We start from the raw sequence: 14,666 nt of genomic DNA, 5'->3' as shown, positions 1-14,666 counted from the left end.
CGTTCCACCGGAGGCGGCCACCCGTCCCGCGACCTGGCCCTGCCGCTACCAGGACGTACGCCACCGGACAGGACGCTCACCGGGCACCGCCACGCGACCGGTGTTCACTCGCTCGCGCGTTTCATCCATTTGCCCCCTTCCGGATTTGGACCGCGAGGAGTCTTCCTACGATGTCCGCAGGTGGGGTTTCCGGTGAATCGTCCTTCCGGTTCCGGTATGCCCCACAGGATGTGCGGATGTGACCGCGCCGCGAGCCGCCCGCTGCAGTGACCGACGGCAGCCCGAATGTCAGGACGAGCCATGACACACGCATCCACCCCCGGCGAGGCGGCGGCCGCCGTCGCCGAGGGGAGACCGGAGTTCCGCACGGACCCGCACCCGGTCTACGCGGCGCTGCGGCAAGCGGCGCCGGTGTGCCCGATGCGGCCCCCGCACGGTGTGGAGACATACCTGATCACGCGCTACGACGACGCCCGCGCCGCGCTGGCGGACCCGCGGCTGAGCAAGGACATGTACGGCGCGATGGACGCCTACCAGCGGATCTTCGGGGACTCCTCCGTCGCGCTCGACGACAACATGCTCTTCTCCGACCCGCCCAAGCACACCCGGCTGCGCCGGATCGTCAACAGTGCCTTCACCCCGCGCCGCGTGGAGGCGCTGCGCCCGCGCATCCAGCGCGTGGCCGACGAGCTGCTGGACCGGTGCCCGACGCGTGAGCCCGTCGACCTGCTGCCCCGGTTCGCCTTCCCGCTCCCGCTCAACGTGATCTGCGAACTCCTCGGCGTCCCGGAGTCCGAGCGCGAGCAGGCCCGGCACTGGTCCGCCACCGTCGCGCAGACCGGCTTCGGCCCCGAGGCCAGGAAGGCGCTGGAGGAGGCCGAGGGGGCGCTGCGCGACTATCTGGTGGAGCTTGTCGCGCGCAAGCGCGCGCACCCGGGCGACGACATGATGAGCGCGCTGGTCAGGGCCCAGGACGAGGGCGGGGCCATGACCGACCACGAGCTGATCTCGACGGCCTGGGTGCTGCTCTTCGCCGGCCACAAGACGACGGCCTATCTGATCGGGAACGCCGTCCACCATCTGCTCGCCCACCCGGACCAGCTGGCCGCGGTCATGGGCGACCCGGAGCTCCTGCCACGGGCCGTCGAGGAAGTGCTGCGCTTCGAGGGCTCGGTGGAGAACGCCACGTTCCGCTACGCCGCCGAGGACGTGAAGATCCGCGACACCCTCATCCCCAAGGGGGCGCTGGTGCAGATCGCCATCGCCTCCGCGAACCGCGACCCCGCGGCCTTCCAGGACCCCGACCGCTTCGCCGTCACCCGCGGGGACGCCGGCTCCCACGTGGCGTTCGGGCACGGGCCGCACTACTGCGTCGGGGCGCCGCTGGCCCGGCTGGAGACGCGGATCGCCCTGGCCACGCTGTTCGGCCGCTTCCCGCACGTCGCCCTCGGTACGCCGCCCGAGCGGGCGCGCTGGCTCGCCGTCCCCTTCCCCGCGTTCCGCGGACTGGCGGAACTCCCCGTGACGCTCGACCCCTCACCGCTCCCCAACGACAGGAACAGCTGTGATTGAGCTCGCCGACGTCGACGAGACGTCCCCTTACCCCAAGCAGCTGCTGGAGGAGACCGGGCCGGTGGTCCTGGTCAACACCATCGTGGCGCCGGACGGCAAGGTGGCGGAGGTGCTGGCCGCCTGGACGGAGGACTCCGCCTACTTCAAGCGCCAGCCCGGCTTCATCTCCGCCCAGATGCACAAGGGCGTCGGGAGCAGCCGCGCGCTGATGAACATCGCGGTCTGGGAGTCCGCCGGGCATCTGCACGCGGCGCTCACCAGCCCCGAGTTCAGCGGCGCCGCCGAGCGCTACCCCGACGGAACGGTGGCCCACCCGCACCTGTACGAGCGGCTCGCGGTCCAGGGCGTCTGCGTCGCCTGACGCCGCGGGCCCGCCGCGGGCTCCCGCGCGGACCGGGCCGGCTCCCTCGCACGGGGGGCCGGCCCGGTCCTGTGGTGCGGGGGGATCACTGGCTGATGGTGTAGCTGTCCCCGTAGACCTTCCACTTCAGCGGAGGGGTGAGGTCGAAGTTGCCGTTGTTGAGGAAGACCCGCTGCTCGGTGTCGACGCGGGAGGTGTCGCTGTGCGCCTCCTCGGTCTTCATGGCCGCCTTGCGGGCGTCGAGGAAGGCGTTGATGTACGCCTTCTCGTCGCCGCCCTGCGCCGGGCTCTTGGCCTTGGACAGGGCGGTCTTGCGGATGCCGCCGAAGCTGACCTTGTCGTCGCCGGGGCCGTGCATCACTATCGCGTCGTAGTACGCGAACTGGCCGAGCGCGCGCAGCCCGTCGGCCTTGGCCTGCTGGACCGAGGGGTTGAAGTACACCCGGTCGCGCTCGTCGTTCTGGGCCTGCTGGAAGGCCGTGTCGGCGGCGGCGGTCCGCCAGGCGCTCACGAAGCCGGAGCCGAGGCCGCTGTGCGAGTCGGTGCCGTTGACGTTGCGGAGCGCCGGGAGGTAGCGGGCGAGCACATTGCCCGGCTTGCGGTCGGTGTAGAGCTGGACGAGGTCGAGCATGTCACCGGTGCCGGAGCAGAAGCCGATGATGCCGGCCGTGTAGCCGCGGCCGTCGCCGATGTCCTCGATGTACTTGTACTGGGCCTTCCAGTCCAGCGAGGAGTTCTCGGCGCTGGACACCAGCTGCATCGCGATGTCCTTCTTGTGCGCGTCGTCCAGGCCGGTCGCGGCGGCCTTGGCCGCCACGGCGGCGTGTGCGGTCGCTGGAGCGACCGCGGGGGCGGGAGCGGCGGACGCGAGCGAGCCGACGCCCACGACGAGCACGCCGGCCGAGAGGACGGCGGTCGCGCAGAGCGCCACGCGCTTGCCGTTGACGGTACGTGCATGGCGGGGTGGGGGGATCAGCACGGGAGTCTCCGGTGGTCAGAAGTTAGGAAACCTTCCTAACAGCGCCACATTGAAGCATCGCTTCGTTCGAACGCCAAGGGATGGAACAAAAACGCGGTACTCCATCTGTGCGACGCCACAAGGCAGTTGAGCCCCCGACCGCGTGACCGCGGTACGCGGGCCGCCGGGGTCCGCGCCGGTCGGACCGCCCCCCGCATGCGCGGAGCGTCGCCCGGATGCAGGCTGGACCGATGGAGCCGGAGGAGGTGGTCCCCGTGCCCGACGGGATGCCTCCCGGCCTGCCGTACCCGGACGACGGGGGGACGGCCGGCGGCGCGCTGCTCTCCCTCGCCCTGGCCTCGATGATGGACGACGTCCACGCCCACGCCGGCGCGGTCTACCTGCTCGCGCCCGACGAACCGGTCCTGGAGATGGCCGTCACCGCGGGGCTGCCGCGTGCCTTCGCCGCTCCGTGGGAACGTATCGGGCTCGCCACGCGGCTCCCCGTGGCCGACGCCCTGCGCGAGCGCCGCCTGGTCTGGGTCGGCAGCGAGAACGACATGGCGCGCCTCTATCCGCGGATCGCGCTGGTGCTGCCGTACCCGTACACCATGGCGGCGCTGCCGGTCGTCACCGACGAGACCGCCTATGGCGCGGTCTTCGTCGTCCTGGCCGCCGCGCACCCGCCGGAACTCGGCGACCTGGAACGCGACCTGCTGTCCTCCGCCTGCCGGCGGCTGGCCCTGCGCCTGGAACGCGAGGCCGTGGCCGGCCGGCCGGTGCGCCGCGAGCCCGGCACCCCGGACGCCGGCGAGGCCTCACCGCGGACCGCCGCGACGCTCCCCGTCCAGGCCGAGCACATGGTCGCCCGGCTGCCGGAGGGGCTCTGCGCCCTCGACCTGCACGGCCGTGTCACCTTCGCCAACGCCGCCGCGGCGGCCCTCCTCGGCGTCCCCGTCAAGGCACTGACCGGTGCCCAGCTGTGGACCGCGATGCCCTGGCTCAACGACCCGGCGTACGAGGACCGCTTCCGCGGGGCGCTGATCAGCCAGCGGTCCATGTCGTTCGTCGCGCTCCGCCCGCCGAACGACTGGCTGGGCTTCTGCCTCCACCCCGGCACCGACGGTGTGACCCTGCGGATCACGCCGGCCCCGACCAGCTCGTCCGGCATCCCCGGGGAGCACGAGGAGCACAGTGATCACGGTGACGGCAGGGACGGAAGGGACGGAAGGGACGACGCGGAGTCCGGCGGCCCCGGGCAGCGCGGCCCGGGGCGGCTGGTGACCATCTCCCATGTGCTGAACCTGGCGGTCGCGCTGACCGAGGCGGCCGGGGTGCAGGACGTCGTGGACCTGCTGGCCGGCGAGATCGTGCCCGCCATCGGCGGCCGCACGGTGGCCCTGCTCGCCTCGGAGGGCGGACGGATGCGGGTGCTGGGGCACCGCGGCTACCCGGACCCGCGGATGCTGGACCACTTCGAGGGGCTGCCGGTGACCGCGCCCACCGCGAGTGTGCAGGTGCTGGTGCGCGGGGCGCCGTCCTTCGTGGAGTCCCCGGAGCGCCTGGCGCAGCTCTACCCGGACCGGCCGGCCGTCAGCGACGGCATGGCCTCCTGGGCGTTCCTGCCGCTGATCGCCTCGGGGCGGGCGGTGGGCAGCTGCGTGCTCGGCTACCCCGAGCCGCACACCTTCTCCGCCGACGAGCGCGCCGTGCTGACCGCCCTCGGGGGCCTGATCGCGCAGGCGGCGGAGCGCGCGCGGCTGTACGACATCAAGCACCGGCTGGCCCACGGGCTGCAGGCGGCCCTGCTGCCGCACACCCTCCCGTCGCCGCGCGGCCTGGAGGTCGCGGCCCGCTACCTGCCGGGCACCGAGGGCATGGACATCGGGGGCGACTTCTACGACATGACCCGCGTCGGTGACCGGGTGACCGCGGTCGTGGGCGACGTCGAGGGCCACAACGTCAAGGCCGCCGGGCTGATGGGCCAGGTCCGCACGGCGGTGCGGGCCTACAGCGCGGCCGGGCAGTCGCCCGGTCAGGTCATGGAGTCCACCAACCGGCTGCTGGTCGACCTGGACGCCGGGCTGTTCGCCAGCTGTGTGCACCTCCACCTGGATCTGCCGCGGCGGCGCGCCCTCGTCGCCCGCGCCGGTCACCCGCACCCGCTGCTGCGCGAACCGGACGGGCGGGTCAGGGTGCTCGAGCTCGCCGGCGGCCCGCTGCTGGGCGTGGAGGGGGACGCGTGCTACCCCACCACCGAGGTCCGCTTCCCGCCGGGCTCGGTGCTCGCCCTCTACACCGACGGCCTGGTCGAGGCCCCGGGTACGGACATGGACGACGCGCTCGCCGACTTCGCCGAGCACCTCGCGCTCACCGGGCACCTGTCCCTGGAAGAGGTCGCCGACGGCCTGCTCGCGCACACCGCCGGGCGGCGCGGCCGCACGGACGACGTCGTCCTGCTCCTGCTGCGCGCGCGAGCCCCCGTGTCGTGACCCGCCGGGACGCGGACCCGCCCGGACGCGCGGACGGGCGCCGCACCGTCATGTGACGGCTCGGCGCCCGTTCCCGGAGCGGCGGCTCAGCCCTGGCGGGCCTTGAACCGCGGGTCCCTCTTGTTGATCACGAACACCCGCCCGCGTCGGCGGACGATCTGCGAGCCGGGCGCCTTCTTCAGGGAGCGCAGTGAAGCACGTACCTTCACGATGACTCCTTCCGTTTGTCGCGATGGCGGCGGATCCACCGGATCCACCCGATCCGCTCATGACAACGCACCCAGGGGCCCGCTTCTTCCCGGTCCCGTACCCCGTACCCCGTACCCCGTGCGTCGACGGCGACGGCTGCCGGGGCAGGATGTGCCCATGACGTCCCACCGCGCCGGCCCGACGCCGCATGTGATCAGCCCCCTGCGGCACGAGCAGGCCCTCTTCGCCCGCGGCCGCGGCCTCCAGGACCGGGTCGCGGACGTGATCACCCGGTTCGCCGGGTCGATGGGCTTCGTGTACGTGCACATCGTCTGGTTCACGGGCTGGATCCTGGCCAACGAGGGCGTGTTCGGCCAGGGCGCCGTCTTCGACCGGTTCCCCTTCGGGCTGCTGACGATGGTCGTCAGCCTGGAGGCGATCTTCCTGTCGACGTTCGTCATGGTGAGCCAGAACCGGCAGGCCGCGCGCGACACCATCCGGGCGGACCTGGACTTCGAGACCAACGTGCGCTCGGAGGTCTGGTCGGCGCACATAGGGCAGGCGCTCGGGCTGGACCCCGTCGAGATCGAGCGGGACGCCCTGCGGGTCATCGCCGAGTGCCGGGCCAAGATGGCCGAAGAAGCCTCAAGGCCCCCCGCCTGAGGCGCCGTTGTCCCTGTGGCCGGCGTCCTTGTCGTCCTCGCCGCGTTTGTCGTGCTCCGTGTCCTGGCCGTCGCCGCCCAGCGGGCCGGGACTGCTGAAGTCGGGGCTGGAGAAGTCGGGGCTGGAGAAGCCGGGCGACTCGAAGCCCGGGGACTCGAACGCGGCCGACGCGAAGCCGGGGCCGTCCGCGTTCGGCAGTTCGGGCTCCGGCACCTCGTACTCGGGGACCGGCGGGGCCGGCGGCACGCGGCCCGCCTCCTCCCCGCCGGTGGACGTGGAGAATCCGGGGCTGGAGAAGCCCGGCCGGTGCGGGCCGTCCTTCTCGGGCGCGGGCTCCTCGCGGTGGTCGGTCATCGTGCCCTCCCCTCCGCTGTCCCGCGGGCTCAGCGCCGCCGGCCGCGGTAGCCGGACCAGCGGGCACTGGTACCCAGGCCGCCGAGGTGCGCGGCGACCAGCGCGAGCCCGACCAGGAGCAGGCTCGTCGGCGTGAACACCGCGTCGGTGTGGGTCCCGGTGGCGTTGATGACGAAAGCGATCGCGAAGACGACGGTCGCGATGATGGCCAACATGGCTGACTCCCCAGGGGTTTCCGGGCGCCACGTCGCGCCCTGTCCTCCACCGGCTTCCCCCTGAGGACGTCTCCAGTCGGCCGGGACCGGACAGCCGGTGCTCCGCACCGTGACCGTGGGAGCGCGCACAGCCTAAGATCCCGCGTTGACCGGACGATGAGCCAGTGCCGTCTCATCCCCCGCGCCCACGTGCTCCCGGAGTTCCCGCATGGCGTCGCCGCACGGCCCGCTCGACCACCGCTACCGCGGTGAACACCCGATCCGCACCCTCGCCTACCTCTTCCGCCACGACCGCGGCCGGCTGACCGTGGCGGTCCTGGCCTTCATGGTCAAGCACACGCCGATCTGGCTGACGCCGCTGGTCACCGCGCAGGTCATCGACGTCATCGTGCAGCACCGGCCGCTGTCGGGGATGATGCTCGGCGCCGCGGTCCTGCTGCTGATGCTCCTGCTCAACTACCCCTTCCACCTGCTCTATGTGCGGTGCTGGTACGGCAGCGCGCGGCGGACCGGCATGCGGCTGCGCTCGGCGCTGTGCCAGCGGATGCAGCAGCTGTCCATCGGCTACCACTCGCGGGTCAACTCCGCGGTCCTGCAGACCAAGGTGATACGGGACGTCGAGGCGATCGAGCAGGCCGTGCAGCAGACCGGTGACATGGGCCTGTCGGCCTTCGCCACCCTCAGCGGGGCGCTCGTGGTCATCGCCGTGCAGACCCCGTCCTTCCTGCCGGTCTTCCTGGTCGTGGTGCCCGCGACCTCCGCGCTGGTGATGTGGCTGCGCGGCCGGCTGCGCGAGTCCAACGAGTCGTTCCGCCAGGAGGTCGAGCAACTGTCCTCCCGGGTCACGGAGATGACGGCCCTGATCCCGATCACGCGCGCGCACGGGCTGGAGTCCACGGCGCTGCGGCGGGTCGACGGCACGCTCAGCCAGGTGCTCACCGCCGGACTGCGCCTGGACCGGCTCAACGGCCGCTTCGGTTCACTCGCCTGGATCATCCTCAACGTCCTGGGCACGTGCTGCCTGCTCGGCTCCGCCCTGGCCGCGTACAACGGCTGGCTCGGCGTGACCCCCGGGGACGTCGTCATGCTCACCACGTACTTCTCCTCGCTCACGGCCGCCGTGACCACGTTGCTCAGCCTCACCCCGGTGGTCAGCAAGGGCCTGGAGTCGGTGCGTTCGGCCGGCGAGGTGCTCCAGGCACCCGACCTGGAGCAGAACGCGGGCAAGACCGAGGTGGAGGCGGTCCGCGGCCGGATCGACTTCCAGGGCGTCGGCCTCGTCTACGAGGACGCCGGGCGGCACTCCGTACGGGACTTCACGCTTTCCGTGCGAGCCGGGGAGACCATCGCGCTGGTGGGCGCCTCGGGCGCGGGAAAGTCGACGGTGCTCAACCTCGTGATCGGCTTCCTGCGGCCCACCGAGGGCCGCATCCTGCTGGACGGGGCCGACATGGAGAGCCTGGACCTGCGCAGCTACCGCCGTTTCGTGTCCGTGGTTCCGCAGGAGTCGATCCTCTTCGAGGGCACCATCCGCGACAACGTCGCCTACGGCATGCCCGGCGTGGCCGAGGAGGCCGTGCGCGAGGCGCTGCGCGCCGCGAACGCGATGGAGTTCGTGGAACGCCTGCCGGCCGGCCTGGACACGGTCGTCGGCGAGCGCGGAGCCCGCCTCTCGGGTGGGCAGAAGCAACGGCTGGCGATCGCCCGCGCCCTCATCAGGAACCCCCGTGTCCTCGTGCTGGACGAGGCGACGTCGGCACTGGACTCGCGGTCCGAGGCGCTGGTGCAGCAGGCACTGGAGCGGCTGGTGCGCAACCGGACGGTCTTCGTCGTCGCGCACCGGCTGTCCACGATCAGGAACGCCGACCGGATCGTCGTCATGGAGGACGGCCGGATCACCGAGACCGGGACGCACGACCAACTGCTGCGCTCCGGCGGCTCGTACGCGGCGCTGCGCACCGCCCAGACGGCCTGAGGCGGCGGCGGGCACCAGCCAGGTGCCTGCCGCCGCCTCAAGAGCGTGCCGCCGGGGGTCAGCGGCGGTGGTGCTTGGCGAACGGGTGGTGGCGGTGGCTGTCGCGGTGGCTGGCGCGGTGGTGCCGGTGACCGTGCCACTTCGGCAGGTGGCGGCTGTGGTGACGGGTGTGGTTCCCGTGGCGGCCGTGGTCGTCGTGCGCGGCATGCGCGTCGTGAGCGGCGTGCGCGGAGTGGCCCGCGTGGGTGCCGACCAGCTCGGGGGTGGCGGCGCCGGCGCCGGCGGCACCACCCAGGACGACGGCGACGGCCACACCGACCGCGGTCGCGAAGCGGGGAAGACGCATGGTGACCTCCTGTCTCGGCGGGTGCCGGGGCACCCGCGGGGTTGGACAGGGCAAGCGTCGGCCCCCGCGACCCGTCGGCGGGAGCGGCACGCCCGTCATGACACTCAATTTGCTGGAATAAGGCCATTTCGGGAACCGGCGGCCGTCGGCCGTCCGTGCCCTCCGCCCTGCCGGCGGCCCGTCCACGTTTCCGCAGGTGGGCGGTGTATCGAAGGGTGGGGGAGCGGTTGCGCCCGGATGCCGGCCGGGCCGGGGAGCTGTTTCCGGCCCGCAGAGCGGGGCAGGCGCGACCTTGGCGGGCGGTGCCCTCCGGCCAGGCGTTCGCATCCGTGGGCGCCCCGACTCCGCCGGGAATCCGGCGATGTGTGACACCTCGCTGACAGCCCCTCACGCAGCGTGCCCGTACGGGGTGGAGGTTGTTCGTGCATGTACTATTTAAGTGGGTATGTCGACATTTGAGAGGAATCGAGGAGGCACCGGACCGTGGACAACAGGAACGGCCACCCCATCAGTACCCGAATACCGCGTGACCAGCAGATACGTACCTGCAGGCCGGCCGTTGTGAAGACGGGCAAGCGCGCCGACAAGCCGGAGCGGGACCAGGACAACAGCACGGACTGGAACATCGTCCGGGGCGAGGACTGACCCTCGGCCCACTGAGCCGGCTGCTTCCGCCTACGCAGCCGACCAGGCAATGCGCGGTGGCCGCACGGCGGCGCACAGAGGACGCCCGCCGCCGTCGGTGAGCCCGAGGGTGCCCACCAGCACCCCGGACCGGGCCGACCGGGCGAGCACGTCCCGGTCGACCGCGTCCAACATCAGCTTGGCCCGGCGGAACATCGTGAAGCCGCCGGCACCGTCCACGGCACCCCACGACAGGTAGACGAACCGGCCGCCCGGCGCGCCCTGCACATAGGGGCCCGTGATGTCGGTGCCCTCGGGGGTGTCCGTGGCGACGCACTCCAGCGTCCAGACGACCGTCGCGGCGTCCGCCGGCTGGAGGTCCAGCAGCTCCGCGGGGCGATTGCGGCGCTGGACCGCGACATGGACGTCGGTGTACGCGGAGTCCTCCGGGCCGCACAACTGTGTGCGCCCGGGCAGGTCGTGGCCCTCGATCCGGATCCGCACGACCGCCCTAACCCGCCGCCGGCCGGAGAACAGGCGGGGCGTCGGCATGCTGTGGACGCGGGACCGCATCGTTTCTCGCCTCCTGTGCGGGGGTGGGCCGGGGCCGGCGACCCGGCAAGGGCACCGGCCGGTCATCCTACGGCCGCGGCCGTACGTCACCTCCGCCACCCGCGCGGCGAGCCCGAGCGCCGGCCGGCACGGCGGGGAACGCGGGGCCGCCGCGGGTTGTCCGCGCACAGCCGCAGCCGGCCGGCCCGGTCACCGAGCAGCCCGGCGGAGAGCAGTCCCGCGAGCTCGCCCCCCGCACCTCCCTGGTCCGCCGGTTCCGCCGGTGGCACACGTCGGCGGTGGACGCTCCACGGCCGTTCGGGCAACTTCGGGCATCCTGTGCCCGTTCCGGCCCGCCCGAGATGTGTGCCGCCGCGGGGCGTGGGCCGGTCAGCCCGTACAAGGGGAGACTCCGCCCGTATCCGGCCGTTTCCCGGTACGGTGAATCCCAGCTCAGAGGGTGTCCGGCGGCATCGAGCAGTGAGTTTGCCGGTTTTTCTGCGTGTGACTCTTCGCCGGAAACCTTGGCCGGACGAACGGAGCGGCGGAACGATGACCACCTGGCGGCACACCCTGGACCGGGCCGGCATCGCCGACCCGGCGCTGCGCGACGCCTACACCGCCCAGCGACGCCTGGTCACCCGCTTCGACCGCGCCACCTTTCTCGGTGTCCGGCTCCTGCTGCCGGCGGAGCTCGTCCCCGACGTCGTCGCCGCCACCGCGTTCATGCACCACACCGACAACCTGCTCGACCAGGACACCGACGGCCGAGCGGCACGCACGGCCTTCACGGCGTGGGAGCGCCGCGTGCAGGAGGCCCTGGCGGACGGCAACGGCAAGGGCGAAGGCAACGCCAGTGACGGTGACGGCGACCGGCTGCTGCGGGCCCTCGCCCACACCGTCGCCCGGCGGCCTGTGCTCGGCGACGTCGTGGCCGAGTACCTCGTCGCCGCCCCGGCCGATGCCGGCTGGCGGGGCTTCGCCGCCGAGGCCGACTTCCAGGCTTACGTGGACGCGTACTCCCTGCCCGCCTTCCTCCTCGTCGCCTCCCTGCTCGCCCCGTCCGACGGATGGGCCGGCTACCGCGCCGCCTGCCGTACGTTCGTCGAGGCCGCCCAGCGCCTGGACTTCCTGGAGGACGTCGCCGAGGACCTGCGCGCCGGCCGCCTCGGCATCCCCGAGGACGCCCTCGCCCGCCACGGGCTGACCCGCGCCGCCCTCGAACGCGGCGCGCCGGCGGGCGACTTCGCGGGTCTCGTGCACGAGGTCGCCGCGACCACCCGCCGCGGCCTCGCCGATGCCCGCCGGCTGATCGACATCGTCCCCCCGCCCTACCGGCCCATGACGCGCGCCCTGGTCGACCTCCAGGTCCACCGGCTGCGCGCGGCGGAACGCGGCGGCGTCGCACTGCTCGAAGGGCCCGCCCGGCGCCCGGTCGCCGCCGCGCTGGGCACCCTCGCCGGCGCGTACGCGGGCACGCTCCGCCGTTCCTCGGGAGCCTGAAGGGCCCCACCTCTTGCGGTGGGCCGCCCGGTGATCCATTCCGGCCGCCGGCCGGCGCATTTCCCGAGGAAGAATTACCCGTATGGGAACGGTGTGTTTCCGGTGCCGTGGGCGTGCGACACCTTCCGGGACTTAATATAAGGTTCAAGCATCGGTGGTCGGGCGATGGGGGAATCGCCGTGGCCGTGCCCCGTGGAACGGCAAGGGCGCCGCCGCGGGAGCCCCGATTCCGAATTGCGGTCGGTACACCGGCGAGGCTTGTGGGCACAGGTGCCGGTCGATCGGCGACCCGCACTGCCCCTTTCCGTTCCCGGTGGAGCGCGTACCGTCCATGGCAGGTGGGGAGTTTCCTTCGTGGGGCAGCATCAGCATCTCTATTCGCATTCCCTGTATCCCGTGCTCGCCTACCTCATGGCGGCCGTGGGCTCCGGACTCGGACTCGCCTGCGCGGCCCGTTTCCACGCCCGCGGGCTCGCCCAGGGCTGGTCGTGGCTCGCCGCAGGAGCGCTGACCCTCGGGTCGGGCATCTGGGGCATGCACTTCATCGCCATGCTCGGCTTCGCCGTCGACGGCGTGGAGTTCCGCTACGACGTACCGCTGACCATCGTCAGCCTGCTGGTCGCCATCGTGATCGTGGGCCTCGGGATGTTGGTCGCCGGGGTGCGGCGATCGTGGTCCGGGCTGCTCACCGGCGGTGTCGGCGCCGGCATCGGGGTCGCCGCGATGCACTACATGGGCATGCGGGCCCTGCTGTTCCCGGGGGCGGTCGTCTACACGACATGGCTCGTGGTGCTCTCCGTGGTGATCGCCGTCGTGGCCGCCACCGTCGCGCTGTGGTTCACCCTGCGGGTGAAGGGGACCTGGGCGACGTTCGGCGCCGCACTGGTGATGGCCGTCGCGATCAGCGGTATGCACTACACCGGAATGGCGGCCGTGAACGTGCGGGATGTGTCGGGTGTCCACAGCGACAGCGGTGTCACCGGCCTGGTTCTCGTCGCGCCGCTCATCATCGGCCTCGGCCTCGAGCTGATGCTGATCACTTTCGCCGTACTCATGAGTCCCGTCGCGGAGGCCCGGAACGGCACTGCGGCCGCGGCGGAGGAATTCCGGGGCACGCGGTGGAATGGCGCCCCCGTTTCACCGGATGCCGCGTCGGCGCCGGCGTATCGCGAGCCCGTTTCCGGCCCGGCCGCTCACGGCTCATTCGGCGGCGCGCAGGGCGATGATCCGCACCGTGCATCGCGGGAATTCGGGGGCTGAACGCGGACGACCGCGCGACCGGCGGAAACACCTGGGTGACGGGTAGCCAATTCCGTTGGTCGCGCCTTTCTTTGGGTCCGCGCCGCCGTCCACCGCGCGCCTGTGGCGGTGGACGGCGGCGCGGGGTCCGATCAGCTCCCGGGCACGGTGTCGGTGAAGGACGTGCCCGCCGAGCGGTAGGCGGCCACCCTGGCGGCGACCTGCGCCGGGGTCAGGACCTGGTCCTTGACGAAATAGACCCAGTCGACCTGCTGGTCGTACGAGCGCGAAGTGCTGCCGGTCTGGCCGGTGAGGTCGATCAGCCAGTGGTTGAAGTCGATCCACTGGCTGGTCTCGGGCAGGTACGGCTCGCCGTGCGTGCCGAAGACCTGGCCGTCGATGGAGTAGGTGATGGCGCTGTTGTCGATGGTGACCTGGAGGTCGTGCCAGCCGTCGTAGCTCGCGCGGTTCTCCGAGTGCGTGTTGACGGCGTTCCAGGGGTCCGGGTTGTAGGTCTCCCAGGACGTCGTGTACATGATGTTGCTCGGCTCGCCCCAGCCGCCGTTGGGCAGGTACTCGAAGTCCTGCTCGCTGTAGTCGGGGTCCATGGGCGCGTTCAGCGGGGTGAAGGCGAAGAACGTCTGGACGATGTGGTCCCCGTCCGGGCCGCCGGCCGCGCTGTCGTCGAAGCGGACCCGCGCCGCGTAGGTGCCGTTGCGGAACTTGCGGGCGCTGGTCTGGATCTCGGTCTCCTTCGTGCCGGCGGCGGTGCCGTCGGTGGTGAGGCGGAGATTCATGACCTTGTCACCGCCCGTGCCCGCGACGAAGGTGACGTCCTGCGGGGACCATGTGGCGCCGGGCACGCCCGGGCCGCCCTGGCCGGACTTGACGGTCCAGCCGTGGCTCTGCAGGGCCGGGTCGCCGCTGGAGGCGTAGCGGAAGTCGTCGAAGAGCGCGGGCGCGTTCGGGTCGGTCGGCGGTGTGGTCGGCGGGTCGGTGGGGGGATCGGTGGGGTTGTTGCCGGCCGGGGCGGTGCCCCAGACGACGGAGCCGCCGCGCTGGAGGGTGACCTTGTTCCAGTCGGCGTAGGCGGTCTGGGTGCCGCTGAAGGAGTAGTCGTCGGACTGCGTGAGCCGCTGCCAGTCCGCGCGGTAGAAGCGCAGCTGCATGTCACCGGTGTTCTGGCTCGGGGCGAGCGTGCCGGCGCCGGAGGTGAAGCCGATCTCCAGATAACGGTCGGCGGTCGCCGTGGGGTTGGCGAGTGTGCCGAAGGTGCCGGTGATGTTGGCGCAGCCCTTGACCGCCCAGGAGCAGGCGAAGCGGTACGCCGTCGTGGAGCTGTCGGCCTTGAAGTAGTAGCGCAGCGTCACCTCGCTGAGCGGGACGCCGGTACTCCCGGTGTTGGTGATCTCGAACCAGGGTTCGGCCTGGTCGGCGGTCGCCCCCGGAGCGCTTGTGCGGTACTGGGCGCTGAGCGTGCCCACCGCGGCGGACGCGGGCAGGGCGGTCAGCCCGGCACAGGCCAGACCAGCCGCGGCGCAGACGGCCATGGCCGTGCGGACCCGGGCGGATCTGCGGCCCGGGTCGGTGGTGCGGGACGTTCCTGACATGGTGATCCCTTCC

At 72.2% G+C, this 14,666-nt stretch carries 15 protein-coding genes; 8 read left to right on the top strand and 7 right to left on the bottom strand.

The window, feature by feature from the left end:
* Window positions 1-300 precede the first annotated feature (300 nt).
* Window positions 301-1,572, top strand: a complete 1,272-nt coding sequence (locus RV983_RS04445) for a cytochrome P450 family protein (RefSeq protein ID WP_475984448.1) — start codon at window positions 301-303, stop codon at window positions 1,570-1,572.
* A complete protein-coding gene (locus tag RV983_RS04440) occupies window positions 1,565-1,933 on the top strand; it encodes an antibiotic biosynthesis monooxygenase family protein (RefSeq protein ID WP_475984447.1) in 369 nt (122 codons plus the stop codon). The genes RV983_RS04445 and RV983_RS04440 overlap by 8 nt, the downstream gene beginning before the upstream one ends.
* Before the next feature lie 85 nt (window positions 1,934-2,018).
* On the opposite strand, the gene RV983_RS04435 is transcribed toward RV983_RS04440, so the two are convergent.
* Window positions 2,019-2,912 (bottom strand): chitosanase, encoded by an 894-nt coding sequence (locus RV983_RS04435; RefSeq protein ID WP_475984446.1) that lies wholly within the window; start codon window positions 2,910-2,912, stop codon window positions 2,019-2,021.
* 230 nt (window positions 2,913-3,142) lie between these two features.
* On the opposite strand from RV983_RS04435, the gene RV983_RS04430 reads away from it, so the two are divergent.
* Complete coding sequence (locus RV983_RS04430; protein ID WP_475984445.1) at window positions 3,143-5,383, top strand: PP2C family protein-serine/threonine phosphatase; 2,241 nt, start codon at window positions 3,143-3,145, stop codon at window positions 5,381-5,383.
* Between the two features lie 86 nt (window positions 5,384-5,469).
* On the opposite strand, the gene ykgO is transcribed toward RV983_RS04430, so the two are convergent.
* Window positions 5,470-5,592, bottom strand: a complete 123-nt coding sequence (gene ykgO / locus RV983_RS04425; RefSeq protein ID WP_319665974.1) for a type B 50S ribosomal protein L36 — start codon at window positions 5,590-5,592, stop codon at window positions 5,470-5,472.
* Between the two features lie 157 nt (window positions 5,593-5,749).
* Here ykgO and RV983_RS04420 point away from each other — a divergent pair, with 157 nt between their 5' ends.
* On the top strand, window positions 5,750-6,235 hold the full coding sequence (locus tag RV983_RS04420; protein WP_475984444.1) for a DUF1003 domain-containing protein: 486 nt from the start codon (window positions 5,750-5,752) through the stop codon (window positions 6,233-6,235).
* Here the strand turns inward: RV983_RS04420 and RV983_RS04415 are convergent.
* Both RV983_RS04415 and RV983_RS04410 read right to left on the bottom strand, forming a co-directional pair.
* Window positions 6,218-6,589 (bottom strand): hypothetical protein, encoded by a 372-nt coding sequence (locus tag RV983_RS04415; protein WP_475984443.1) that lies wholly within the window; start codon window positions 6,587-6,589, stop codon window positions 6,218-6,220. The genes RV983_RS04420 and RV983_RS04415 overlap by 18 nt on opposite strands.
* A 29-nt stretch (window positions 6,590-6,618) precedes the next feature.
* Window positions 6,619-6,804: a hypothetical protein gene (locus RV983_RS04410; protein WP_475984442.1), complete on the bottom strand. Its 186-nt coding sequence runs from the start codon at window positions 6,802-6,804 to the stop codon at window positions 6,619-6,621.
* Window positions 6,805-7,012: 208 nt separating this feature from the next.
* Between RV983_RS04410 and RV983_RS04405 the strand changes: the two genes are divergently transcribed.
* The gene (locus RV983_RS04405) at window positions 7,013-8,779 is read left to right on the top strand and encodes an ABC transporter ATP-binding protein (RefSeq protein WP_475984441.1); all 1,767 of its coding nucleotides are present in this window, start codon (window positions 7,013-7,015) and stop codon (window positions 8,777-8,779) included.
* Window positions 8,780-8,837: 58 nt separating this feature from the next.
* Here RV983_RS04405 and RV983_RS04400 read toward each other — a convergent pair whose 3' ends face one another.
* Window positions 8,838-9,125, bottom strand: coding sequence for a hypothetical protein (locus RV983_RS04400; RefSeq protein ID WP_475984440.1), 288 nt, complete (start codon window positions 9,123-9,125; stop codon window positions 8,838-8,840).
* 483 nt (window positions 9,126-9,608) lie between these two features.
* Here RV983_RS04400 and RV983_RS04395 point away from each other — a divergent pair, with 483 nt between their 5' ends.
* Window positions 9,609-9,770, top strand: coding sequence for a hypothetical protein (locus tag RV983_RS04395; RefSeq protein ID WP_475984439.1), 162 nt, complete (start codon window positions 9,609-9,611; stop codon window positions 9,768-9,770).
* Window positions 9,771-9,800: 30 nt separating this feature from the next.
* Here RV983_RS04395 and RV983_RS04390 read toward each other — a convergent pair whose 3' ends face one another.
* The gene (locus RV983_RS04390) at window positions 9,801-10,253 is read right to left on the bottom strand and encodes a DUF5990 family protein (RefSeq protein WP_475990216.1); all 453 of its coding nucleotides are present in this window, start codon (window positions 10,251-10,253) and stop codon (window positions 9,801-9,803) included.
* Window positions 10,254-10,853: 600 nt separating this feature from the next.
* On the opposite strand from RV983_RS04390, the gene RV983_RS04385 reads away from it, so the two are divergent.
* Window positions 10,854-11,804, top strand: a complete 951-nt coding sequence (locus RV983_RS04385) for a squalene/phytoene synthase family protein (RefSeq protein ID WP_475984438.1) — start codon at window positions 10,854-10,856, stop codon at window positions 11,802-11,804.
* A 354-nt stretch (window positions 11,805-12,158) separates the two neighbouring features.
* Window positions 12,159-13,064: an MHYT domain-containing protein gene (locus tag RV983_RS04380; protein WP_475984437.1), complete on the top strand. Its 906-nt coding sequence runs from the start codon at window positions 12,159-12,161 to the stop codon at window positions 13,062-13,064.
* Between the two features lie 131 nt (window positions 13,065-13,195).
* On the opposite strand, the gene RV983_RS04375 is transcribed toward RV983_RS04380, so the two are convergent.
* A complete protein-coding gene (locus tag RV983_RS04375) occupies window positions 13,196-14,653 on the bottom strand; it encodes a cellulose binding domain-containing protein (RefSeq protein ID WP_475984436.1) in 1,458 nt (485 codons plus the stop codon).
* Between the last annotated feature and the right edge of the window lie 13 nt (window positions 14,654-14,666).

Source organism: Streptomyces sp. RLA123, from assembly GCF_056270165.1.
Note: the sequence above shows the minus strand (reverse complement) of the source record. Positions and strands in the feature narration are given on the sequence as shown.